Annotated in this window: 15 protein-coding genes; 3 read left to right on the forward strand and 12 right to left on the reverse strand. The window is 73.5% G+C overall.

The features are described from left to right. Positions 1-8: 8 nt before the first annotated feature. The 10 genes from ACFVT1_RS16120 to ACFVT1_RS16165 all read right to left on the reverse strand — a co-directional run bounded on the left by ACFVT1_RS16120 (position 9) and on the right by ACFVT1_RS16165 (position 16,679). Positions 9-1,190, reverse strand: coding sequence for a site-2 protease family protein (locus ACFVT1_RS16120; protein ID WP_389795644.1), 1,182 nt, complete (start codon positions 1,188-1,190; stop codon positions 9-11). Further along, complete coding sequence (locus tag ACFVT1_RS16125; RefSeq protein ID WP_389795645.1) at positions 1,187-2,245, reverse strand: lantibiotic dehydratase C-terminal domain-containing protein; 1,059 nt, start codon at positions 2,243-2,245, stop codon at positions 1,187-1,189. Before ACFVT1_RS16125 ends, ACFVT1_RS16120 begins: the two co-directional genes overlap by 4 nt. After that, on the reverse strand, positions 2,242-4,959 hold the full coding sequence (locus ACFVT1_RS16130) for a lantibiotic dehydratase (RefSeq protein WP_389795647.1): 2,718 nt from the start codon (positions 4,957-4,959) through the stop codon (positions 2,242-2,244). Before ACFVT1_RS16130 ends, ACFVT1_RS16125 begins: the two co-directional genes overlap by 4 nt. A 47-nt stretch (positions 4,960-5,006) precedes the next feature. Beyond that, positions 5,007-6,581, reverse strand: a complete 1,575-nt coding sequence (locus ACFVT1_RS16135) for a SagB family peptide dehydrogenase (protein WP_389795649.1) — start codon at positions 6,579-6,581, stop codon at positions 5,007-5,009. Between the two features lie 14 nt (positions 6,582-6,595). Further along, positions 6,596-8,602: a TOMM precursor leader peptide-binding protein gene (locus ACFVT1_RS16140; protein ID WP_389795651.1), complete on the reverse strand. Its 2,007-nt coding sequence runs from the start codon at positions 8,600-8,602 to the stop codon at positions 6,596-6,598. Further along, a complete protein-coding gene (locus ACFVT1_RS16145) occupies positions 8,592-10,787 on the reverse strand; it encodes a TOMM precursor leader peptide-binding protein (RefSeq protein ID WP_389795653.1) in 2,196 nt (731 codons plus the stop codon). The genes ACFVT1_RS16140 and ACFVT1_RS16145 overlap by 11 nt, the downstream gene beginning before the upstream one ends. A 4-nt stretch (positions 10,788-10,791) precedes the next feature. Then, complete coding sequence (locus ACFVT1_RS16150) at positions 10,792-12,672, reverse strand: BTAD domain-containing putative transcriptional regulator (protein WP_389795654.1); 1,881 nt, start codon at positions 12,670-12,672, stop codon at positions 10,792-10,794. Between the two features lie 9 nt (positions 12,673-12,681). Beyond that, on the reverse strand, positions 12,682-12,933 hold the full coding sequence (locus ACFVT1_RS16155) for a hypothetical protein (protein WP_389795656.1): 252 nt from the start codon (positions 12,931-12,933) through the stop codon (positions 12,682-12,684). Positions 12,934-13,308: 375 nt separating this feature from the next. Continuing rightward, the gene (locus ACFVT1_RS16160; protein ID WP_389795658.1) at positions 13,309-15,894 is read right to left on the reverse strand and encodes an ABC transporter permease; all 2,586 of its coding nucleotides are present in this window, start codon (positions 15,892-15,894) and stop codon (positions 13,309-13,311) included. Next, a complete protein-coding gene (locus tag ACFVT1_RS16165; RefSeq protein WP_362199884.1) occupies positions 15,891-16,679 on the reverse strand; it encodes an ABC transporter ATP-binding protein in 789 nt (262 codons plus the stop codon). Before ACFVT1_RS16165 ends, ACFVT1_RS16160 begins: the two co-directional genes overlap by 4 nt. A 535-nt stretch (positions 16,680-17,214) precedes the next feature. Between ACFVT1_RS16165 and ACFVT1_RS16170 the strand changes: the two genes are divergently transcribed. The 3 genes from ACFVT1_RS16170 (at position 17,215) to ACFVT1_RS16180 (ending at position 21,126) form a co-directional block, all read left to right on the forward strand. Beyond that, entirely contained in the window at positions 17,215-18,699 is a 1,485-nt protein-coding gene (locus tag ACFVT1_RS16170; RefSeq protein WP_389796183.1) for an MFS transporter, read from the forward strand. A gap of 346 nt (positions 18,700-19,045) precedes the next feature. Then, a complete protein-coding gene (locus ACFVT1_RS16175) occupies positions 19,046-19,510 on the forward strand; it encodes a DUF485 domain-containing protein (RefSeq protein WP_389795660.1) in 465 nt (154 codons plus the stop codon). Beyond that, a complete protein-coding gene (locus tag ACFVT1_RS16180) occupies positions 19,507-21,126 on the forward strand; it encodes a cation acetate symporter (protein WP_389795661.1) in 1,620 nt (539 codons plus the stop codon). The genes ACFVT1_RS16175 and ACFVT1_RS16180 overlap by 4 nt, the downstream gene beginning before the upstream one ends. A gap of 213 nt (positions 21,127-21,339) precedes the next feature. Here the strand turns inward: ACFVT1_RS16180 and ACFVT1_RS16185 are convergent, their stop codons facing one another. Further along, positions 21,340-22,233, reverse strand: coding sequence for a cellulose-binding protein (locus tag ACFVT1_RS16185; protein ID WP_389795663.1), 894 nt, complete (start codon positions 22,231-22,233; stop codon positions 21,340-21,342). A 182-nt stretch (positions 22,234-22,415) separates the two neighbouring features. Next, positions 22,416-24,932 (reverse strand): SUKH-4 family immunity protein, encoded by a 2,517-nt coding sequence (locus ACFVT1_RS16190; RefSeq protein ID WP_389795665.1) that lies wholly within the window; start codon positions 24,930-24,932, stop codon positions 22,416-22,418. Positions 24,933-24,937: the final 5 nt, after the last annotated feature.

Here is a 24,937-nt window from a genome sequence, read left to right on the forward strand (position 1 = left end):
GTGGGTGGTCACACGGTCAGCAGGTGGTGGGCGCTCGCCACGACGGCGCCGGCGATCAGTACGAGCACCAGCACCGAGCCCAGTCCGTAGGCGAGGTAGGCGGTCCGGGCGCGGCGCGGGTATCCGGCCGCCGCCGGGTCGCGGCGGGCGGCCAGGCGCAGGTACGTGCCGGTCGACGCGGCCAGTTCGGTGGCCCCGCACAGCTGGCTCGCGATCCGGTAGCCGTCCAGCGGCGGGAAGGGGACGAGCATGGCGAACGCCTGCACGCTGCCGAGGAGCAGCAGGGCGCCGAGCGCGTCGTGCGTGGCCGCGTCGAGCGGGGCGAACAGCCACAGCGCGCAGAACGGGAGCAGGAACAGCAGGTTCATCACCGCGCCCGCCAGCGCCGTGTGGATACGTTGCCAACGAGAGCCCAGGTAGAGGTAGTTGTCGACCGTGCAGTACATGATGACCACGGGCAGCCGCCAGCGCAGGCCGATTTCGGCCACGGTACCGCCGTAGTGCCGGGCGACGAGTCCGTGGGCGAGTTCGTGCAGGGCGGTACTGAACCAGAGCAGTGTGGCGGCGCCGGCCAGGAGTACCGGATTTGTGAACAACTCCCGTGCGTTCACGAGGAGTTCACCGATGTTCAGTACGACGGCCGCCTCCATCGCCGCCACCAGGCACAGCAGGGGCACCAGCCACCCCGGAGCCAGCAGGAAGCCGACCGCCCGGTGCAGCCGGGCGGTGGTGGCGTCCGCGTCGGCGACCAGCCGGACGCTGCCGCGCATCACCCCGCGTCCGGGCAGCGCGGGAGACGACGCGGAACGCACCGTGGAGGGCGCGGCGGGGGGCGCGGCGGAAGGCACCGCGGGAGATGGCGCGGAAGGCGCCGTGGCAGCGGGTGCGCCGGCCGGCGCCCCGGCCAGCAGGCCGCGGGAACCGAGCATCCGCAGGATCTGCTGCCAGCGGGCGCCGTCCAGTCTGCGCCCGTACTCCCGCGCGTACTCCTCGCCGATCTCCCGCAGGCTGCGCTCCCCGTCCATCCTGGCGATGAGGAAGTGCTCCTTGGGGCCGACCTTGAAGGAGCTGCCGTCGCCGGTGTCCTTGATCAGATGAACCGTGGCGGCGCCGTGCAGCAGCGCGTCGCTGAGCAGGACCCCGGGCCGCAGTGCGGGCCGGTACCCGGCGAGGGCCTCGGCGGCGCTCACCCCGGCTCCCGCAGGGCCCGGCCGAGCACGTGCGAGAGGTACGCCTCGTCCCTGATCGTCACGTGCAGCCGGTTGTTGGTCATATGCATGTACGGGGAGAGGAGCAGCGGCAGGGCGGCCGCCGGGTCGGTGACCAGCTCGTCGCGCTCGCCGTCCCAGGAGCGGAAGGTCAGATCGCCCTTGAGGGTCAGCGCGACGGCTCTGTCGCGCAGCTCGGCGCAGTGCTCGGCCCAGCCGGCGAGGTATCCGGGCAGCCGTGCCGCACCCTCCTCGCCCGCCACGGCGGCCCGGATCCGGGCGAAGCGGGCGGCCAGGCCGGGTGCCATCGAGGCGTAGTTGCGGTCGTACTCGTCGCTGCCGATGAAGCCGGTCCCGGGGAAGGCCCGGTGCCAGAACTCGTAGTAGCTGTCGAGGTAGTCCGCGAGCTCCCGCCGGTCCGGCAGGAAGGCCGCGGCCATCACCATCATCAGCTGGGCGGAGGTGCCGAGCAGCACGGTCCGCAGATGGAGGTTCTTCGTCCGGAAGGCGTCGATGACGAGGTCGCTGGAGTGCCTGAAGTGCCATTCGGCGAGCTCGATCCCGGCCGGGCCGCCGTACTTGCCGTACTCCGGTTCGTAGCGTTCGTCGCTGCGGGAGTTGTTGGGGCGCAGGTTCATCCGGCCCTGGTCGTCCATGTAGTGGCCGCGTTCGGCGCCGGGGAACTCGATGTCGAACAGAGTGTTGTAGAAGTCGTTGAGGAACCCGGAGTCGACCTCGTACAGCGCGGGCCGTTCGGCCAGGAACGCGTCGACGGCCGCCTCGGTGCGGCGCCGGACCTCGGCCTCGGCCTCCGGGGCGGCGGGCCTGATCCGCAGCCGCACATGGGGGCCTTCGAGCCAGTAGTTGATGAAGAAGTAGCCCGCGAGCAGGCCGTCGGCCTCCAGCTCCGCCACCAGGGGGCGGACGCAATGGGTGAGCATCGGCCGGGGGTTGGCGGCGTAGAAGATGTGGGTGGCCTGCCAGGCCCCGGCCCGGCGGGTCCGTTCGGCGGCGCCGGCGGGTGGTGCTGTGCTCATGACTGGTCTCTCCTTCGGACGGGGGCGGCGGTCTCCACCGCGAGTTCGGCGACATGGCGGCCCCGGCCGGAGACGGTGTGCAGCCCGTCCTCGTCGGGCAGCATTTCCCGGAACACGACCCGGGCCCCGGCACTCCTGATCAGCGCCTCGAACGCGGACAGGGAGAGCGGGCTGTCGAAGTCGACGTAGCCCGGCTTGGCGCCGGTCGCCCCCCGCGCCCCGCTGTCGGCGACGGTGGCGAAGACCCGGTCGGGCAGCCCGTGGGCGCGGCGGAACGCGTGCCAGCCGAGGAACCAGGCGTCGTCGCCGGTCCCCGGCCCGCGCAGCGGCAGCACGGCGGCGGGCGCGCTCCAGCTGCGCCGGCTGAGCACCACACTGCCGTGCCGGACCCGCGGCCTGAGGGTGACGCCGCCGTCCGAGGCGCCCTCGGGCACCCCGCCCCACACATTGAGCGGGGACATGGAGGTCGGTGAGAGCAGCAGCAGGGTGCGGGGCAGTTCGGGCAGGGCGAGCGGGACGAGGTAGCCGAGGTAGACGGGCACCACCTCCTTGCCCAGCCGGGTGGAGCGCAGCACGAGCCGGTCGGAGGCCCGGTCGTGGGCGAGGTGGAGGTCGTCCAGCGGGATGCGGTGGGCGGCGGGCAGGGTGCCGCGCTCGCCGGGGCAGACGATCTCGTACTCGGTGAGCCGGCCGTGCAGGTTGAGGTTGCTGGTGACGGGCCCGCCGGTGACCTCGGCGAGGACGGCGCCCTCGGGGAGGAGTCCGGCGGTGGCGGCGAGCAGTTCCTCGTCGAGGCCGTCGAAGAGGTGCGTGAACCTGCTGAACGGGAAGGAGACACCGCCGTAGGAGCGGTTGAGGACGACCAGCGGGTCGACGGGCCGGTCCACGATCTGCACATGGTGCGCGAGCGGGGTGAACTCGGCCGCCAGCGGGTCCAGTTCGGACGCCACCTCGTCGAGGAATTCCTCGTCGACCTGGATCTCGGCGCCGGTGCAGCCGCCCTTCTCCCAGGCGGACCACAGGGCGCGCATCCGCTCCACGAAGGTCTGCCGGGCCGTGTCGAGGGCCTTGAGCTGCGGCAGGGCGAGCCAGTTCTCCTCCGGTACGTAGTTCCCGTCCGCGTCGAACGTGGTGCGCTTCGCGGTGAACGACATGTACTGGTCGAAGAAGTCCTCGTGGAAGTCGTGGACCAGCTTCAGCAGGTCGTCGCAGCGGCCGCCCTGCCCGTACCGGGCGAGGAAGAACCCCTTGAACGTGACGCGCTGCGGCAGGGTCAGGTCGAAGGCGGGCAGCACGCGTTCCACCGCGCCGAGCGGCCCGGCCGCCAGCGCCTCCCAGTCCGGGGCGGAGAGCGCGGTGCGCTGCCCGGCCGCCACGTCCTCGTACAGCAGGGTCTGCGGGATCCTCGCCCGGTCCGCGCCGAGCTCCTCCTCCTGGACGGTGCGCAGCGCGGTGCGCAACTCCTCCATCAGGGCCCGCCGTTCGGCCGGGCCGGCGTCCGCGAACCGTTCGACGCAGGACGCCGGGGCGTCGAGCCGGTCCGCGAGCCGGTCCGCCCAGGGGCGGTCCAGGCCGCGCAGCGAGGTCTGGAAGGCGCGCAGCGGATCGGTGTCGTGAACCTCGGTCCGCAGGCAGGGGACCTGCACCATGCCGAGGTCGAGGAGCGCCTGAAGGTAGTGGGCGCACTCCTCCTCGTCCGCGCCCCGGTCCTCGGCGAGCCAGCCGGCCAGCTCCCCGTAGCGCAGGGTGTCGCGCTCCTCGAACAGGCCGAGGAGGCGTTCCAGGGTGCCGCTGCGGCGGAGGAAGAACAGCCGGTCCTTCACCGCGTCGAAGGTGACGGCGGTGTCCTCGTCGCCCTGGGTGACCCAGCGGCGCACATAGCGGACCCGGTCGTCGTCGCGGTTCCAGCCGGAGGCCGGGGCGACCGGCAGATCGGCGCGGCGGACCGGGTCCGCGATCACCGCCTCGGCGAGCCTGCCGACGGCGACGACGTTGAGCCGCAGCCGCCCGGACCAGGCGTCGTCCACCCGGACCCGGAGCCCCGGGCCGTCGGCGGGTTCGCCGAAGGTGCCGAGGGCGACCCCGGTGAATGTGGAGAACGGGCTGGTCTTGCACGCCGTGCGGTAGAGGTACGAGAGCAGCGAGCGCTCGATCTTGCGCCGCTTCTTGTCCGGGCGCGCGTCGCCACCGCCGCGCGCGTACGCGTCGAGCTGCGCGTCCAGCGCCGGGGACGCCAGCAGCAGCCCCTTGCGCAGCCGCTCCTCGGCCGCCAGCCCGCGCAGTACACCGCGGGCGCGGCGGGTCTCGTCGGCGAGCAGGCCGGCGCCCGCCGCCCGGTGCTCGTCCAGTCGGCGCCGGCCGGTCAGCCAGTCCGCCAGCGCCGCGCCGGCCGCCGCGTCGAGGTCCCGCACGAGGGCCAGCGCGCGGTCGGCGGTCCCGGGGCCCGGCAGCCGGTTGTTGAAGACGTCGCGGCGCAGTCCCAGGAGCGTGCGGCGCAGCGCCTCGTCGTCGCTGCCACCGATGAGGTCGTGGATCAGGTCGCCGAGCCGCTCGCCGTCGGCGCGCGACCGCTCGGTGGCGCACAGGACTTCGTCGGCCCAGCGGCGGCTCTCCGGGCAGCGCAGGGCCCGGACGCTCTCGACCGGCAGCCCGGCGACCCGCAGCATGAAGCGGGGGCGGGTGGCGGTGGCGGTGGGTGGGTGGTCCGGGGTCATGGCGGGTCTCCCCTTCTCGTTCCGGTGGTCGTCCAAGGTGGCGGCGCTCAGGCGATCTCGTACCGGAAGTCGGCCGGGGCGGGCCGCTCGTTGCCGATCATCATGATCAGCAGCGGCGCTTCGCCCGTCCCGGCGAGCGAGAGTTCCTCGATGTACGAGATGTTGTCGAAGCCGAGCGCCACCCCGCAGCCGACGCCCACGGCGGACGCGGCGGTGTAGGCGGTCTGGGCGATCGCCCCGACGGTGGCGTTGACCAGGCGGTATCCGCGGTCCCCGACGGCGTCGAGGACGGCTTCGGTGCGCACGGTGGGCACCAGGACCGCGCCCGCCTGCTCCAGGTTGTAGTTCGACAGGAAGTAGTTCTTCTGCAGGAACTCGCCCGGCCTGCCCGGCTTCACCAGCCGCAGGCGGTGCGCGTCGGGGTCGTACTCGTACGCACCGGGCGCGATCCCCTCGACATGGCCGACGAACGCGTAGAGCTTCGCCAGCCGCTGCCCTCCGGTGTCCCCGCCGATCCGCGATCCGGCCACGGAGGCCGCCAGGCAGGCAGCCAACTGCGCGGCGCCGACCGGGCGCTGGGCGTCGAAGCGGCCGAAGCTGCTGCGGCGGGCGCGCAGCGCGGTGCGTACGTCCGTGTCCAGCGGCGGAACCGGGGGGAGCGCCACCTCGGGGCGGGTCCGGTCGGCGGGGTGCGCGGCGGCCGGGGCGAGCGCCGCCGGGTCGGGGCGGTCGGTGGCGCCGGCGGCGGTGACGGCCTGCATCCGCCGGAGCGCGTCGAAGGCGAGGACCGTGCGCGAGCGTTCGCGGTCCCGGTGGCGCACGGAGACCGGGGCGGCGGACGCCGTGCGGGCGGCGGCCCCGGCCCACTTCAGCGGTACGACGGCGAAGACGCCCTCCGCCTCCGCGTCCACACCGAGCAGCCGCTGGAGCCGCTCCTCGTCGAACCAGAGCGCGGGCTCCACCTCCAGTCCCCGGGCGCCGGCCCACATGCGCCAGGTCTGCACACAGGCCCCGAGGTCCATGGACACGGCGTGGAAGGAGAAGTTGTTGTACTTGAAGGCGTTCTGCCAGTACTTGATGCCGAGCACCAGGTACTGATCGGTCTGCGGGCCGGGCGCCCCGTCTCCGAGCGCCGCCCGCACCTCGCCCGACACATCGCCGGTCAGCAGCCGCTGCATCGCGTGGTGCCGGGTGGAGTAGTAGTGCACCCCCGGCGGCACGGGGCCGCTCGGCCCGGACACCCAGTAGAGGCTGACCGGGTAGAGCCCGCCGCCGGACGCGGAGCCCCGGGACCAGTTGGCGAGCGGGTAGTGCGGCAGGGCGCTGAGGTCGGTGTTGGTCTGGACGCCCAGGCGGCGGCCGATCAGCCCGTAGGAGTCACGGAGCATCCCGGAGAGCAGCGCGAGGTCGAACTCCGCCTCCCCGTCGGTCTCCTGGGCCAGGCCCCGGTCGAGTGCCGCGTCGGCCGGGTAGTCGCAGCCGGGCAGCGGGAGGCTGTCGACGCCGGGGTAGAACTTGGCCTTGCGGGGGCCGTCCGACCAGTTCGGTACGTAGTCGGCGGGGTCCATCGGGACCCGGCCGCGCTGAAGGATCGCGGCGGCGTATTCATGGGCGTACCCCATGGCGGGCTCCTCGGTCACGGGAAGGGGTGCGGGGCGGGGTTGAGGTCGGCGTCGGTGAGGTCGCTCTCGCGCAGCCCGGCTTCGCGCAGGGCGGTGCGCAGCCGGCTCATGCCGAGCGCGCGCTGCCGGGTCCAGCCGAAGTCGATCGGCAGCAGTCCGGGCACGATGACGCCGACCGTGGTGAGGCCCAGCTCGCGCTGTTCGGGCATGGTCTGGTCGACGACGATCACGTCGAATCCGGCCGCGGTGACGGCGTCCACGCAGCGGGTCAGGTCGTCTCGCAGGTCGTCGGAGACGGGCAGCACCGAGCCGTCCCCGTACAGCTGGTCGAAGGAGCGCAGGGGCGGGCGCGGCGCTCCCGGTTCGCCGAGCAGGAAGTACGCGTGGCGGCCCATCTCCGGGATGCCGTAGGCCAGGGGGTGGTCGTGCAGCGCCTCGACCCGGTGGAAGTCGTCCGCCATGGCGCGCAGCCGCTCGTGGTCGCGCTCCGTGCGGCGGCGGAGGTTCACCGCGTCGGTGGCGATCTCGCACAGCGCGCCGGCCAGGGCCGCCTCGGGGTCCAGTCCGGCACCCGCGCCGAAGCACATCAGACCGGGGCCGCCGTCCGTCCGCACGGCGACGCCCGTGACGACCGGGATCGGGAAGGAGATACGGGTGTCGAAGAAGCGGGCCTCGTAGCCGTACATCTCCAGCCGGTCGGCCATCTGGCGGGTGGCCGGGCGGCGGCTGGTGCGCGGGTCGATCTCCGGCAGGGCGGCCCGGCCGTACCAGGCGAGCAGGAACGCGTCGCGCTCGACGACCTCCATCAGCCCGAAGTAGGCCGCCTCCTCCAGGCAGCCCCCGGAGGCGCAGCCGTTGGAGCTCTCCTGGACGAAGCGGTTCTCCAGGCCGGGTGCGTGGTAGTACGTGAGGACCTCGGGCACCAGGACCGTGCGCCCCTCGCGCAGGGACCAGCCCTGGACCCAGGGGATCGCACGGTCCGGGGAGAACGGGGTGACGCGGGGGTTGGCGCGGTGGAAGGCGTCCGAGTACAGCCCGCACACCCGCGGGTCGAGCGCGTGCTCGCCCCGGGCGCGCAGGGCGTTCAGGGAGTCCCGCGTCCGCGCCTTCCGGGACCGCGACCGCATGCCCGCGTACCGCTCCAGACCTTCGAGCACCCCGATGCGCATGCTCTCGGCGAAGGTGTCGGCGTGGCCGCCCCAGAAGGTCTCGCGCAGGTACTCCCCCGAACGCATGGAGAAGCAGCCGATGGTGGCGGAGGTGGAGGTGGAGGAGACGTCCTGGACGACGGACGGGCCGAGCGAACCGCACACCGGATTGGCATACGGCTCGACGGGCAGCTCGTACTCCTCGATGTCCCGGACCCGGAAGCCGCCCGGCCGGCGTTTGGGCGCGGCGCGCAGGGTGAGCGCGGCGGCCTCGGCGGTGTCCGGCTCCACCACCCCGCAGCGCGGGCACTCGGGGTCGGGGACGAGCGGGTAGTGGCGGACCAGCAGGGTCTCCAGGTCCACCAGGTGCACGGTGGGCAGGGCGCCGGTGTCCGGTCCGCCGCCGTCGAGCCGGGCGGCGACGACTCCCGCGAGCGCCTGGGCGGCGAACGGGGTGAGGTAGGGGGACTCGCCGGCGGTCCGGGTGCCCGAACCGAGCTCCAGCGCCTCGCGCAGCGCGACGGAGCGGACCGCCTGCCAGCGTCGTTCGAGACAGTGCGCGCAGACCCGCCGGCCGACGGGCCCGGGGGGCGCGAAGGGGCCGACGACGACGTGCCGCCCGTAGAACCGGACCGGCACGGCGGGCGCGGCGGCGGCCCCGGACGCGGCTCCCGGACCGGACGCGGCTCCCGGACCGGCCGCGCCGGCCGCGAAGGCGTCGCGTACGCCGAGCGGCGCCACGTCCAGCGGGGACGGGGTGCCGTGCTGGGTCAGCGCGTTCTGGAGGAGCGCCGCGAGGGTGCGCGCGGAATCCGCCAGCGGTGCGGGGTCCGTCCGTGCGCGGTGTTCGCGGGCCGGGGTCTCAACGGGCATCGGGCCCGCCCTCGCCGTCCGCCGTGAGCAGCACCCGGGCGGTGCTGATGCCGCCGGCGGCGAGATCGGCCGGGGTGGTGGCCACGTACAGCACGTCGCGTCCGGCGAGCCGGAGCCGGTCGAGGACCGCCGCGAACGTCGTCGCGGGCCCGTCCGCCGTGACCGGGGCGCCGGTCACGGCGATGCTCCCGGCGGCGAGGTCGCGGACCAGCGGGTCGCCCGGGTCGACGTCCGCGCCCGGGTCCTCGGCGGCCAGCTGCGCCCGGCCGAGCAGGTCCCGCAGCGCGGCGCAGGCCGCCTCCCGGCGCGACAGCCCCGCGCAGGCCGCCCAGCGGCCCTCGCCCCGCCCGCCGTCGGACTCCCGGGCCAGCACCACCTGGGCCGAGGTGCGCTCCCCCTCCCCCAGGTCCAGCAGTTCCACGGCGAGATCCAGGTTGGCCGCGGACTTCAGCAGGAACACCAGCTCCGGGTCGTCGCCGTCGGCGGCGACCGGGCTCACCCCGGTCGTGCCCCGGACCGCCCGCAGCAGCGCGTCGTGCGCCAGCGCCGACATCAGACCGACGCCCGCCGCCTCCCGCGCGTCCGCGCCCGCGCCCGAACCCGCGGCCGTCGCGAGGTGGGTCCGGTCCCGGTTGTGCGCCCCGAAGCTCCGTACGGCCGCGGCCGGCACCCGGACCCGGTCCTTGCCGATCAGCGAGGTCGCCACGGTCCAGGCGCCCGGCAGGGCGCCGCTCCCGCCGCCGGTCGTCAGGGCGTCCGGGCCCAGGATCCGGTCCGCCGCCGGCTCGGCGGCCGTGTCGAGGGGCACCAGGTGCTCCACGTACGCGGTCGCCGCCGCGTACAGCGCCCGCATCCGCGCGCCCGCCAGGTGGTGCACGTCGAAGGCGGCGATCCGGCGCCGCGTCCCGGCGCCGAGTGCCACCTCCACCCGGCTGATCTTCAGCGGGGTCTGGGTCAGCCCCTCGTCGTCGTAGCGGCTGAAGATCCCGGTGTACGGGCGCACCAGCGCCGTGCTGATCCGGTTCAGGTCCTCGACCATGGCCTCCGCGTCGCGGGCGGTCTCCACGGTCGGGGTGACCGGAAGGGCCAGTCCGTCCGGCGGTGCGGCCCCCGGCTCCCGCGCGTCCAGGGCGGCACAGCGGACGCAGCGGGGGTGCGGCTGGACCGGTTCGGACATGACGTCCAGCGAGGCCAGGTCCTGGACCAGGACCTGGCCGTCCGTCTCGGCGGGCAGCGCCCCCGTGGTGAGGCGGAAGATCTCGTAGCCGAGGAGGTTGCCCACCATCGCGGCGACCGGGCCGGACAGTTCGTCCCCGGACACCGGGACGGCGCCCGCCGCCTCGCCCCAGAGCTCGGCGGCCTGCCCGGCGGCCACGTTGCCGCCCAGCCGCAGCACGGCACAGGACCAGCAGCCGGTGGAGGACGCGGTGGAGAGCGGGCCAACGACCAGACGCTCGCCGAACAGCCAGGCGGGGATCAGGGTCCGGCCCTCGGGCACCCCGGCGGCCAGCAGCCGGTGGGTGCGCGCGCCGGCACCGGCCCCGGTCACCACGACGACGTCGTAGCCGCCCAGGGCCTCCCAGCCGGCCTCCGTACCGGCGCCGATGGGGTCCACCCGGGCGGCTGTCCGGCCCGCCTCGGCCGTGACCTCGCCGAACTCCGCGGCCGTGCCGATCCGCACGCATCCGTTGCGGAGCAGGCTCAGCGCGCACCACCGGGCGACCTCGTCGTCCCCGAGCACGGCGACACGGGTGGCGCGGAAGCGGGCGAAGCGTTCCGGCGCTCCGTCGGCGTAGTGGTCGACGTAGGCGATCTGTGCCGCGAACCGTTCCGCCACCTCGTCCGGCACCGGCCGGTCCGCGGTGCCGGACTCGGGCACGTCGCGGGCGAAGCCCCGCTCGTACAGCGTCTTGACCAGCTCTGCCGCCATCGCCCGCTGCCCCGGTCCGAAGCCCGCGCAGACATCGGCGAGCCGGTGGTGACCGGCGAGGTGCGGGACGACGAGGGATGCGAAGCGGTAGGCGGTGCGGCCGGCCAGATGGAAGCCGCCGTCGGCGTTGTGGAAGAGCACGCCGCCGGGCGTCTCGGTGAACAGCACGTCCCGGCGGATGCGGGGCCGGGTCGCGGCGAGCGCGTCGAACGTCCCGGTCGCAGCGGTTGCGGCAGTCTGGGCACTCTCGGCCATGGGGTCACACCTTCTCTGTGCGGTGGATACGTTCCTGGTCGGTTCTTCGTACGTAGGCGCGGAGCAGTCGGTGGATGCGGTACGGGCCGGGCGGGCCGTCCTCCAGCAGTCCGGCGTCGGCCAGCTGTTCCAGTACCGCTTCGGTGGCGGCCGGGACGTCCTGGGCCGTGAAGGTGTCCCCGGGTGCCGCCGCGACGCGCAGGAACGCCTCGGAGAGCCGTGGGCCGAGCCGGTTCAGCGCGCCGTCGAAGCGGGCCGTCACGGAGAGGCCCGGGGAGTCGGTGAGGGTGAGCCGGGCGAGCGGGTCCTCGCCCAGCCAGCCGACGGCGTCCCCGAGCCGCAGTCCGGGCCGGGTCAGCAACCGGGCCGTCAGGATGCGCAGGGCGAGCGGGAAGTGACCGCACAGCGCCGCGAGCCGGCGTGCGGCGTCCGGTTCCGCCTCGACGCGTTCGGTGCCGAGCACGGACAGCAGCAGCGCGTACGACTCCGCCCCGGTGAACGCGGAGAGCCGGTGCACCCACCCGCCGTGCGTGGCGATGAGTCCGGCGAGCCCCATCCGGCTGGTGACGATCACGGCCCCCTGCGCCCGCGCGACGACGGGCAGCAGCGGGCGCACCTGGTCGGCGTCGACCACGTCGTCGAGTACGAGCAGGGTGCTTCCGCCCGCCTGCCCGGGGCACAGGGCCGCCGAGACCTCCGCCGCGACGTCGGCGGCGCCCCGGGGTCCGCCGTCCGGCCGGGTCATCCGGACGAGCCGCCGGCCGGCCGGGAAGCTGTCCCGCACCAGGTGCGCGACGTGGTGGGCGAGGGCCGATTTGCCGATGCCGGGCGCCCCCGACACCAGGACGGCGAGCGGGTGCCGGTCGCCCTCGCCGGGCGCGGCGGGGGTGGTGAGGCGGGCCACCATGGCGGCGGTCTCGGCGTCCCGCCCGGTGAAGTTCGGCACCGCGGGAACCGGCGGCGGGACGGGGGGCACGGTCACGTCCGGCGCGGCCGCGGCGCCGGACGCCCCCGGCGGGCGCGCGGCCGGTTCCGCGGGCCCGGGGCCCCGGGCCGCGACCACTTCCCCTTCGACCACCCGCGCGGCGGCTCCGGGCAGTTGAGCGGCGCCCGGCCGTCGCGGGGCCCGGCCGGCGGCCGCCTCCAGGTCCTCGCCGCGCAGGATCGCGAGCTCCAGCTGCTGGAGGGCCGGAGAGGGGTCGACACCCAGCTCGTCCAGCAGGAACTCCTTGATCCTCCGGTACTCCGCGAGGGCCTGGGTCTGCCGTCCCGTCCGGTAGAGCGCCTCGATCAGCTGCTCGTGGAGCCGCTCATGGCCCGGGTATACGCGCGTAGCGGTCCACAGTTCGACGAGGGCCTCTCCGTAGCGGCCCAGTCCCAGCAGCAGATCGCAGACCCGCTCCACGCTGCGCAGCCGTTCCTCGGCGAGGCGCGGCACCTCGTCGCGGTGCAGCACGTCGGAGCGCACATTGGCCAGCAGCGAGCCCTGCCACAGGGACAGCGCGTCCCTGAGCGCGCAGAGCTCCGCCTCCGGATCGTCCGACAGGACCAGCGCCCGGCGCACCTGGTCCCGGAAGCCGAGCAGGTCCAGGGAGTGCGGCTCCGCGGTGATCCGGTAGCCGCCCGGCACCGCCTCGATCGAGGTCTCCGTCACCCCGTGCTTGGTGAAGAGCCGGCGCAGCCGCAGGACACAGGTCTGGAGCGCGGCCTTGGCGGTGGCCGGCTGCTCCTCTCCCCACACGGCCCGCTGGAGGTAGTCGGCGGACACCACGGCGTTGGCGTGCAGGAGAAGCGCGGCCAGCAGGATCGTCGGCTTCGACGGCTGGAGCACGACGGCCTCGGGGCCGTCCGTGAGGGTCAGCGGCCCTAGCAGCTGAAACCGCATCACGGCGGTCTAGTCCCAGCCGTTGACCAGCGTGCACACCTCTGCGGGTACGGCGGGCAGGGGGAGCCGGTCCACCACCGCCTCCAGGTATGTACAGAGCGTCTGGACGGCGGGCGCGGGACCGTGCCGCTGAGCCGAGGGGGCCGCTCCCGAGGCGGTGGCGGCACCGGCGGAGAGCGCGAGCGAGACGAGGGCGAGACCGGTGACGGCGGCGGTGCGTGCGGCGCCGGCGTACTGCCGCGAAAGCGAAGACCTGAGCACGTTTTCCCCTTCGGCTGTTGCGTCCTGCCGGGGGGTCCCGGCAGGACGACGATGCCAGCGGGGAGGGCGCGGGGGCGCGCCCGGCCGTGTCAGCTTGCTGCACGGGCCACGGCAGCTTCGTGCAAGGGTCCAGGCCACGGTGTCCGGAACGGCACCCCGGACCGCACGGACGCGGATCCGTCCGCCGCGCGCCCGGCGGCCCGTCCCCGGTCGCACGGACCCGAATCCGGCTGCGGGGTGTCCGGGAGAGACACCCACGGACACGAATCCGGCCCGGGATGTACGGACACGAATCCGGCCCCGGGGTGTTTGGAGGAACACCCCGGGGCCGGATCAGGTCATCCTATGTCGGCCGTCGGGCCGCACCGGTGCCCGCTAGTCCGCGGCGATCGCGTTCAGGACGTTCATCCTGCCCGCCCGGAACGCCGGGACCAGGGCCGCGAACAGTCCGACGAAGGCCGAGGCGACGAAGACCGTGAGGATCGTCGGCCACGGGATCTCCAGGACGCCGAGGCCCTCCAGGGCCAGCAGCTTCTGGGCCGCCGTGCCCCAGCCCATGCCCAGGCCGAGGCCGAGCAGGGCGCCGAAGACCGCGATGACCACCGACTCCAGGCGGATCATCCGGCGCAGCTGGCGGCGGGAGAGGCCGATGGCGCGCATCAGGCCGATCTCACGGGTCCGCTCGACCACCGACAGGGCCAGGGTGTTCACCACACCCAGCACCGCAACGATGATCGCGAGCGCCAGCAGGCCGTAGACGATGTTCAGCAGCTGGCCGATCTGGTCCTGCAACTGCTGCTTGAAGTCGGCCTGGTTCTGCACCTCGTACTGCGGGTAGCCGTCGAGCGCGTCCTTGAGGGCGGCGTACGCCTCCTTCTCCTTGCCGTCCGCGGCCTTCGCGAACATGATCATGTCGTCCGGCAGGGCGTCGGCGGGGACGTAGCGCTCGGCGGTCGTGATGTTGATGTACATCGCGCCCTTGTCGATGTTGACGTCGTCCGAGGTGATGGCGGCGACCTTCAGCTTCGCCGTCTCACCGCCCTTGAACGCGACGGTGATCCGGTCACCGACCTCGATGTGGTGCTCGGTGGCGTACGTCTCGCCGACGGACATGGCGTCCTTGCCGTACGCGTCGGTCAGCTTCCCGGAGACCGTCTCGCGTCGGACGTCGTCCTTGTACGTGGGGTCGACGGCGGTCAGGCCCTCGTTCCCGGTGGTGCCGTCGGGGGCGGTGAGGGAGGCGCTGACGTGCTTGTAGTCGGTGAAGTGCTCGATGCCCGGGACGGCCCTGAGGGACTTCGCCGCCTGATCCACGATCAGCCCGCCGCCGCCACCGGTCGGCTGGACGATGAAGTCGGCGCCGACCGACTTGTCGAGTTCCTCGGTGGCCGAGGCGACCATGGAGGAGCCGACGACGGAGAGGCAGGCCACCAGGGCGAGGCCGATCATCAGGGCGGCGCCGGTCGCTCCGGTGCGGCGCGGGTTGCGCAGGGCGTTGCGCTCCGCGAGCCGTCCGACGGGGCCGAACATCCGCAGCATGACCGCGCTCAGCACCCGGACCACGAAGCCCGCCAGCAGCGGGCCGATCACGATGAAGCCGACCAGGCTGAGCACCACGCCCGCACCCAGGTAGAGCGAGCCCTCGCTCGACTTGTCGGCCCGCGTCGCGGCGTAGAGCGCGGCGCCGCCGGCGAGGGTGAGGACCAGGCCGATCGCGGCCCGGACCCGGCCCGCGCGGCCGTCCGCCGGGGTTCCGGAGTCGCGCAGGGCGGCCATCGGCGAGATCTTCCCGGCACGGCGGGCCGGGATGTACGCGGCGACGACGGTGACGACGATGCCGAGCGCGAGGCCGGTCACCGGGGTCGTCCAGGCGACCGTGAGGTCCTTGGTGGACAGGTCCATGCCCGCGGCGCCCATGAGTTTCATCAGGCCGACGGCGAGGCCGACCCCGGCGCCGACGCCGAGTACGGAGCCGACGATGCCGAGGAACAGCGCCTCGATCAGCACGGACCGGTTGACCTGCTTGCGGCCGGCGCCGATGGCGCGCATCAGGCCGATCTCGCGGGTGCGCTGGGCGACCAGCATCGAGAAGGTGTTGACGATCAGGAAGATGCCGACGAGGAAGGCGATCCCGGCGAAGCCGAGCATCGCGTACTTCATGACGTCGAGGAAGGAGCCCATCGAGTCCTTGCTGTTGTCCGCGGCCTCCTTCTGGGTCCGGAGCTCGTACGCGGAGGTGTCGCCGAGCGCCGCGGCGACGTTCCGCTTCAGCTGCGGGTCGGTGACGCCCTCCTCGGCGGTCACGGAGACGATGCTGAAGACGTCCCGCTTGCCGAGCAGCTTCGTCTGCGCGGTGACGGTGTCGAAGTAGACGATCGCCGCACCGGGGTTGGTGACCTTGAAGGTGGCGATGCCGCTGATCTTCGCCCTGATGTCGCCGGTCGCGGCGATGGTGCGCAGCTCGTCACCGAGTTTCAGGTGGTGCTTGTCGGCGGTGTCGGCGTCGACCATCACCTCGGTCGGGCCGCGCGGTGCGTGGCCGGAGGTGATCTCCATCGAACGCAGGGAGTTCTTCGTCCAGTTGCCCGCGATCGTCGGGCCGCCCGATGTCGAGCCCATGTTCTTGTCGTGGCTGTCGACGACGGTGACGGACATGCTGGAGACCGCGCCCTCGGCGTCCTTCACGCCGGTGGCCCCGGCGATCTGCTGGACGGCGGAGGCGGGGAGCGTGACGGGCTTGCCGTTCTCCGGAAGCCGGTCGTTGTCCTTGGGGCTCTTCGGGGTCACGGTGACGTCGGCCGACGTGGCGGCGAAGAGCTTGTCGAACGTGGTGTTCATGGTGTCGGTGAAGACGAGCGTGCCGCACACGAACGCCACCGACAGCAGGACCGCGACGGCGGAGAGCGCCATGCGTCCCTTGTGCGCGAAGAAGTTGCGCCTCGATGTCTTCCAGACGGTCATGAGGTCCGCCCGCGCGAGTCGAAGTCCTTCATGCGGTCGAGGACCTGATCGGCCGTCGGGTTGTACATCTCGTCGACGATGCGTCCGTCGGCGAGGTACAGCACCCGGTCCGCGTAGGAGGCGGCGACCGGGTCGTGGGTGACCATGACGATGGTCTGGCCCAGCTCGTCGACGGACCTGCGCAGGAAGCTCAGCACCTCGGCGCCGGCCCGCGAGTCCAGGTTTCCGGTGGGCTCGTCACCGAAGATGATCTCCGGCCGGGCGGCGAGTGCCCTGGCCACCGCGACACGCTGCTGCTGGCCGCCGGAGAGCTCCGTGGGCCGGTGCTTCAGCCGCTCGGCGAGACCGACCGTCTCCACGACCTGCCGCAGCCAGGCGGCGTCGGGCCTGCGGCCCGCGATGTCCATCGGCAGCGTGATGTTCTCCAGCGCGTTGAGCGTGGGGAGCAGGTTGAACGCCTGGAAGATGAAGCCGATCCGGTCGCGGCGGAGCTGGGTGAGCTTCTTGTCCTTGAGCCCGGTGATCTCGGTCTCGTCGAGGAAGATCTGACCGGAGGTCACGGTGTCGAGGCCGGCCAGGCAGTGCATCAGGGTCGACTTGCCGGAGCCGGACGGGCCCATGATCGCGGTGAACTGCCCGCGCGCGATGTCCACGTCGACATGGTCGAGCGCGACGACCCGAGTCTCCCCCGCCCCGTAAGCCTTGACGACCTGTCGTGCTCGCGCAGCGACGGCCGTACGCCCTCCAGTGCCCTCGTGCCTGGGAATGGTTACAGCCGTTGTCACGGTTTTTCTCCTATGTCGGTCAGTGTTCGGGATGTCGTGGAGTACGCGAGAAGTCTGGTGTCGCGAGGAGGTCCGGCACACTGGTGCCCAGCGCAGTCTTCGGCTGAGGTTTTCCCCACCCCGGCCTCTGCGGCCGGCCGCATTCGCGGTGGATCCGGACGTTTTTCGCGGTGTAGGAACACGCTAAGGAACGGCCCCCCGCCGTCACGTCCTCCGCCGGGAGGAACCGCCCCCGGGCCGAAGTAGGGAGCGCCCCCTAGGGGTCTCGGACCCCGGGTGGAGGGCCGTATCAGGGACTGCATCCGGAGGTGCACGCGCCGGGGTCCGCGGCGCTCGCGGCAGCCGTCGGCCGGCAGCGGCCCCTCCCCGCCGCGGCCCCCGGGTGAGACAGTGTCCCGAGAAAATACGTGCAGGGGGAAGGAATCTCGTGAGCGGCGCGGGCGGCAGTACCGAAGCGGTGTCCGGCTCCGGGGTGGGCCCGGCCTCCCCCTCCCCCGCGACGCCGCGCGGGCGCGGCCCGGTGGTCGCCGCCCTGATGCTCGGGATGGCCCTGGCGGCCATCGACGGCACCATCGTCTCCACCGCCGTTCCGCAGATCGTCGGCGATCTCGGCGGCTTCTCCGTCTTCTCGTGGCTGTTCTCCGGCTATCTGCTGGCCGTGACGGTCTCCCTGCCGGTGTACGGAAAGCTCTCCGACACCTTCGGCCGCAAGCCGGTCCTGATCGCCGGCATAGCCCTCTTCCTGTTCGGTTCGGTGCTCTGCGCCGCCGCCTGGAACATGGCCGCGCTGATCGCCTTCCGGGTCGTTCAGGGTCTGGGCGGCGGCGCCCTCCAAGGAACCGTGCAGACGATCGCCGCCGACCTCTACCCGCTCAAGGAGCGCCCGAAGATCCAGGCCAAGTTGTCGACCGTATGGGCCACGTCGGCGGTCGCCGGCCCGGTGATCGGCGGGCTCTTCGCGGTGTACGCGGACTGGCGCTGGATCTTCCTGATCAATCTTCCGATCGGGGCGCTCGCGCTCTGGCTCGTCGTACGCCACCTCCACGAGCCGTCCCGCAACCGCCGGGCGGCCGGCGCGCCCCGCCCCCGCATCGACTGGGCGGGCGCCCTCGCCGTCTTCGCCACCGGCACCCTGCTGCTGACCGCGCTCGTCCAGGGCGGGGTCGCCTGGCCCTGGTTCTCCGCCCCGTCCCTCGGGCTGCTGGCCGGCAGCGTCGTGCTCGGCGCGCTGACCGTCGTCGTCGAGCGGCGGGCCGCGGAGCCGATCATTCCCGGCTGGGTCTGGCGGCGGCGGACCATCGCCTCGGTCAATCTGGCGCTGGGTGCGATGGGCCTGCTGATGGTCGCCCCCACGGTCTTCCTGCCGACGTACGCCCAGTCGGTGCTGGGCCTCGGCCCGATCGCCGCCGGATTCGTCCTGTCCGTGATGACCCTGAGCTGGCCGGTGTCGGCGGCGTTCTCCAACCGCGTCTACAACCGCATCGGCTTCCGCCGCACCGCGATCATCGGCATGAGCTGCGCCCTGCTGATACTGCTCGCCTTCCCGCTGCTGCCGTATCCGGGCGAGCCCTGGCAGCCCGCCCTGATCATGCTGCTGCTCGGCGCGGCGCTCGGGCTGTTCCAACTGCCGCTGATCGTCGGGGTCCAGTCGACGGTCGGCTGGGCCGAGCGCGGTACGACGACCGCCTCCGTGCTCTTCTGCCGCCAGGTCGGCCAGAGCGTCGGAGCCGCGCTCTTCGGTGCCGTCGCCAACGGGATCCTCGCCTCCCGGCTGGCCGCCGCCCCGGTGCCCGGACTGCCGGACGACCTGGACGCGATATCGCACGCCCTGGACGACCCGGGCAGGCTCTCGGGCGCGGCGACGGACTATCTGCGGCGGGCCGTCGACGCCGCCGTCGACCACGTCTACCTGGGCGCCGCCGGGGCAGCCGCGCTCGCCCTGCTGGTACTGGTCTTCGTGGCCCCGCGCCGCTTCCCGGTCCTCCCCGAGGAGCCCGGCGACGACGCCCCGGCCCGGTAGACCGCGGGCGTACGCCCGGCCCGCACCGGGCGGCGGACCGCAGACCATGGCCGCGTGCGGCGGGCGCCCGCATCGCGCTCCGGCGCCGGGCAGGGCGGACGGCGGACGGCGGGGTTCCACCGGCCCCACGGATGAACAGATGCCGTCGAATGCCTTTCCGCCGGGCCTCTGCCGGGCCGCCGCCGGTCGACACCTCATGCAACTGAGCCATTACCATGAGGAGTTCCGGCCAATGTCTCCCCAACTCCCCATACCCGCGAGTAATGTTCGCGCTTCCGACAGCACCACCGCACTCCTGCCTTGCCGTCCAACCCAGGACCCGAGCCATGCAAGGAGCAGCACCCAGATGTCGTACGGAAGCCCACCCCCTTCCCCGTACTCCTCCTGGCCCGAACGGCTGCCGAAGCCGTCCCGGCGGCATCAGCCCCCGCCTCCGCACCAGCCCGATTACCTGCTGCCCTGGCAGAGTTCGGCCCTCTCGCCGCTTCCGGAGCGGCAGGACCCGCCCGCCACACCCGTCGCCGCCCCCGCCCGCCACGGCGATCTGCGCCGACTGCGCACCGCGTACCGGCTCCTGCGGCGCATCACGACCCTCACCGCACTCGGCTACTTCGTCGTCTTCCTGCTGCTCTCCGGATTCGCCAAGGACCTGATGGACCGCGCCCTGTTCGGCGGTCTCACCGTCGGCCTGGCGCTGGGGCTCTGCCAGTTCCCGGTGACGCTGCTCGCCATCGTCCTGTACGAACGGACCGCCCGGCACACGGTCGACCCGCTGGCCGCCCGGATCCGAAGAGCGGGAGCGGCCCGGTGAACGGATTCGACAACTCCGCGCAGTCGATGTCCCTGGTGGCCTTTCTCGCCGTGGCCACCATCGCCCTGCTCCTCTGCGTGATGACCGGTCCGGACCGCGACGACCTCGACGAGTTCTACACCGGCTCCCGCACGCTCTCGCCCCTGCAGAACGGCCTCGCCCTCGCGGGCGACTACCTCTCCGCCGCCACGGTTCTCGGCACCACCGGCATCATCGCGCTCACCGGCTACGACGGGATGATCCTCGCCCTGAGCATCACCCTCTCGCTCGTGCTGCTGATGTTCCTGCTGGCCGAACCCCTGCGCAACGCGGGCGGGTTCACCGTGGGCGACCTGCTCGTGCGCCGCGCACCCGGCCGTGCGGTCCGCATCACCGCCTGCGCGACGACCCTCGCCGCACTCGTTCCGATGATGGTCGTCCAGCTCGCCAGCAGCGGCGACCTGCTCGCCTTCATCCTGGGGTTCGACAGTTCGGGATTCCGTACCGGCGCCATCATCGGGCTCGGCATCCTGATGATCGGCTACGCGGCGATCGGCGGCATGAAGGGCACCTCGCTGATCCAGATCGTGAAGATCCTGGTCCTCCTGATCGCCGCGTTCACCATCTCCGTGCTGATCATGAACCGTTTCGACTGGAACACCGGCGCCCTGCTCTCGGCCGCCCGGTACAGCAGCGGCGCGGGGGCCGCGTATCTGCGCTCGGGGCTCCAGTTCGAGGGCAGCGGGCTCGACATGGTCAGCTCCGAACTGACCGTGGTCCTCGGCGCCGCCTGCCTGCCGCACGTGGCCATGCGCATGACGAGCAGCCGCTCCACCCAGGCCGTCCGCCGCTCGATGTCCTGGGCGGTCGCGGTGGTCGCCACGATCTGCCTCCTCGTCGTCGTGATCGGCTTCGGCGCGGGGGCGCTCGTCGGCCATGACCGCATCACCGCCGCCGGGGCGTCCGGGAACAGCTCGATCCTCCAGGTCAGCGGCGAGGTCGCGGGCGGCGGCCAACTGGGCGCGCTGGTGGTCACGACGATGACGACGGCGATCTTCCTGACCCTGCTCGCCTCGGTCGCCGGAATGATTCTGGCCTGCGCGAACTCCCTCGCGCACGATCTCTTCGCCCACGGCCTGCACGGGGTGCGCGACCCCGACAGGAAGCCGCTGCCGGGTCTGTCCGAAATGCGTACGGCACAGGCCTCGGCGGTCGCCGTCGGGCTCCTCGCCACCACGCTCGCCGTCGTCGCCAGGCACTGGAACGTGCAGGCACTGGCGACGCTCGCGTTCTGCGTCGGCGCGTCGGCGCTGGCCCCGGCGCTCGTCTACAGCATGTTCTGGCGGCGCTTCACCCGTACGGGACTGCTCTGCACCCTGATAGTCGGCACCCTCACCGTCCTGGTGCTGATCACCGGCACCAATCTGGTCTCGGGGTCACCCACGTCGGTCTTCCCCGGGTACGACTTCAACTGGTTCCCGTTCACCACGACCGGACTCGTCTCCATCCCGGCCGGATTCCTGGCGGGCTGGCTGGGAACGGTCCTCCCCCGCCACACGGCACCCGAGGCACGGCGGCTGTACCAGGCCGAGGAGCCATGCCTCCTGGCGGGCGCACCCCCGGCAACGCGGAACTGAACACGGCTGCGCGACAAGGCCGTTCGGCTGCCCGGCGGGCAGGGCCCGGCCCCGTACGGGCCGCCGCGCCCGCGCGGCGCCGGCCTCCGCCCGGTCGCGCAACAACCGCCAGGCGCTGACGGCTTCCGGCGGGCAGCTTTTCGGCTCTCGGCTCTCGGCTCTCGGCGGGCAGCGGGCGGCGGGCGGCGGGCAGATGGACCGGGCGGGCGGGTCTCAGTCCTCCGCCGGGGCCACCCGGCCGGTGAGCGCCGCGAGTGAGTTCCGTACGTGCGCCATGTGCGCCTGCACCTCCTCGCGGCTCTCTTCGTGCTCCCGCAGAATCCGCTCCGTCTCCCTGGCCACCCGCTCCTCACGGACCCGGGCCGCCGCGATCAGCTCCGCCCCCTGCGCCTCGGCGTCCTCCTGGCCGTGCCGTGCGGCCTCCTCGGTCTCCGCCAGCGCCCGTCGCGCCTCGGCCAGCCGGGCCTCCGCCCGCCCGGTCAGCTCGTCGTGGTGCGCCGCCTGCGCGGCCTCGGCCTCCGCCACCTCACGCTCGGCCGTCTTCCCCCGCTCGGCGTGCTCCTGCTCCTGGTGCGCGAGGACGCTCGCGGTGCGGCGACGCGTCTCGGCCATCGCGGACTCCGCCTGTTCCCCCATCTCCGCGGCCTCCTCGCGGGCCTCGGCGACGGTCGTCCCGGCGGTGCCCCCGGCCGCGGACAGCGTCTCGTCGGCGTGCTTCTCGGCCGCCGCCCGCATCGCCCCGGCGTCCGCGCGCGCCGACTCACGGAGCCCCCGGCCCGCCGCGTCCGCCGCGTCCCGCAGCGCCTGCGCCTCCTCCTGGGCTGCGCCCCGGACGGCCTCGGACTCGCCCTCGGCGAGCGCCAGGATCCGCTGGGCGCGCTCACCGAGCGACGCGTAGTCCTGCGGGGCGAGCCGGGCAACGGTCTCGTTCAGCCGGACCGACTCGGCCGAGAGCTCCTCGGCCAGCGCGGTCAGCCGGGCCACCTGTTCCCACGCCTCGTCCCGCTCCGCCGACAGCGCGGCCACCGTGCGGTCCACCTGCTCCGGACGGTAGCCACGTCCCCGTACGCCGACAAAGCCATGAGCGGACACCGGTGCAGAACTCATCCCTGAAGCCTCTTTCGACTCTTCGACCACCTGCGGTAAGTCAAGGATGCGGCAATTGACACAGAAGTCGGAATCGATCAGCGGCTTTCCGGACGGAAGCGACAGGCATCACAGGCCGCACACAGCACGGTGCCCGGCCCCCCTTCTCGGGGAGCCGGGCACCGTCCGCAGAGCCTGCCGGGTCAGATCAGCCCGTCCCACATCTGCTCAAGGAGTACGGACCACCAGCTCTCCGGCGACGCCAGCGCCGCCGCGTCCAGCGCCACCAGCTGAGCCTGGAAGTCGACCGTCCAGCGGCCCGCCTGCTCCGGGTTGAGCCCGAAGCGCAGCCGCCACATCCGGCCGAGCAACGCCATCGAGCGCTGGAACTCCGGCAGCCCGGTGTTCACGAACTGCGGCGCCACCGACCGACTGTGCCCGTCCGCGGGGGAAGCCGCCTCGACCGGCACGGCCACGATGTTCGCGGTGCCGTACTGGACACAGATCGCCCGCCCGAAGTCGGACCCCATGACGAGGTACGACCCCGCGTCGGGAGCGGCCTGCACCTGCCGCTGCACGGCCAGCTCAGCCAGCGTCGGCACCACCGGGTGGCCCGGCTGCGCCCAGAAGAACGGCCCGAAGTCGGCGGGCAGCCCCGCCCACACCAGCGTCTGCGCCACGGTGTCGGGCACGCCCTGCCGGGACACCGCGCGCTGGTCGAAGCGGAGGATGCCCTGCGGTCCGAAGGCCTGGAGCAGCTCCTGGGCGACGGCCTCCGGCGGCACCGGGGCCGCGGGCGGCATCTGCGGCAGCGGTGCCCGCACCGGCGCCGGACGCGCCGGCCCGTCCGCCACCTGGTGCAGCTCGCCCTGATGGGTGAGCAGATGCTGCATGCCCTGCTGGCGGCTGGCGTGATCGGTGCCGTACGGGGCGACGCTGGTGATCCGTACCTGCGGCCAGGTCTCCCGGATCATCCGCGCGCAGTACCCGCCGGGCAGCTCGCACGACTCCAGTTCGGTGTGCAGCTCGATGACCTGCTGCGGCGGCACGTTCATGGCCCGCAGCTCATGCAGCATCTGCCACTCGGGGTGCGGGGTGCCGGGCGCCGAGCGGCGGATCAGCTGCTGCTCGCTGCCGTCGGGCGCGCGGTAGCGCAGCACGGCCTGGTAGCCGGGGCCGACGGTCGGCTGACCGCTCGGCGCCGGCGGATACCCGTACGCCGGGGGCGGCGTGGGGGCGCCGCTCTGCGGCCTTCCGGGAGGACCGGGCGGGCCGGGAGGACCGGGCGGCTGCGGCGTGCCCGGACCGCCCGTGCTCGGATCGGCCAGCATCGTCGCCGCATGATGCACCCCACCACCGAGCGACGGAGGCGTCGAACCAGGCGAACCGGGCGGACCGGGAGGCGCAGACTGCTGCTGCGCACCCGGGACTCCGGGCGGACCGGGCGGACCCGGAGGACCGGGCGGCTGCGGCGTCCCCGGACCGCCCATGCTCGGATCGGCCAGCATCGTCGCCGCATGATGCACCCCACCACCGAGCGACGGAGGCGTCGAACCAGGCGAACCGGGAGGACCAGGAGGACCGGGAGGCGCAGACTGCTGCTGCGCACCCGGGACTCCGGGCGGACCGGGCGGACCCGGAGGACCGGGCGGCGGGCCCTGCTGGGAGACGAGCTGCGTCGGCAGATATCCGCCCGCCGGAGCGCCGGGCGCACCCGGGCCCGAGGGCGGCGGCACGGGCGCACCCGGCCGGGCTCCCGGAGTGCCGGGGACACCGGGCGGCGGCGGGGGAGCCGAACCAGCCCCGCGCGCACCGCGCGGGGGCACGACGGCCTTGCTGGTGGCCGCGTCCGCGATGTCACCGGGGCTGGAAGCGCCCGGAGCGCCCGGAGTACCCGGAGCGGGCTCACCGGAAGCGGGCGCGCCGCTTCGCCGCGGCTCCAGGCCGGGGACGACCGCCGTCGCGGGCAGTTGGCTGCCGCCGGACATCAGGGCGGTCGGTGCGTCGGCCGGTACGACCGGCGGCGGCGTGCCTTCGTCGTCGGCGCCCGAGAGGGGCGGTGCGAACACCGTGGCCGGCAGGGGCACCGCACCGTCGTCGGAACCCCCGTTGGTGTCGGTCCCGGCCCAGGGGGTGGACCCGGCAGGGACGTTCGGCGGGGATACCGGAACGGAGGACGCCGGTACGCCGTCGTTGGCGGTCGGCTCGTACCCGACCGGCCCGCCCCGCGAACCCTGCGCGGGCGCGGGCCCGACGGGGGCGGCGGGCGGCGGAGTGTCCGCAGGGGCCGGAGGAGCGGAGGGGACCGGAGGCGGCGCGCCCCCGTCCCGGCCCGCCCGATGATCCGGGATGCCCAGTTTGTCGGCCGCTTCCTGGAGCCACTCCGGGGGGCTCAGCAGGAACGACGTCTGATTCAGATCGATGCGCTGCGGCGGCTCCGGAGCGGCCGGCGCCGCGTCGTGCGCGCCGTACTCCTCCTCGTACCGCCGGATCACCTCGCCCACCGGCAGTCCCGGCCACAGGGTGGCCTCCCCGCTGTCCCGGGCGATCACCAGCCGCTGCCGGCCGCCGTCCGAGACCGGGCCCTCGGCGCGGTCCTCGCCCCACACCACAAAGCCCAGCTCGAACTCCCGTACCCGCACCTCGCGGTGCTGGTACGCGGGCATGTCGCCGTTGATCCACTCGTCCGCGCGTTCCTGCGCCTGTGCAAAGGTCACCATCGCGC

The organism is Streptomyces sp. NPDC057963, from assembly GCF_042887155.1.
GTDB lineage: Bacteria > Actinomycetota > Actinomycetes > Streptomycetales > Streptomycetaceae > Streptomyces.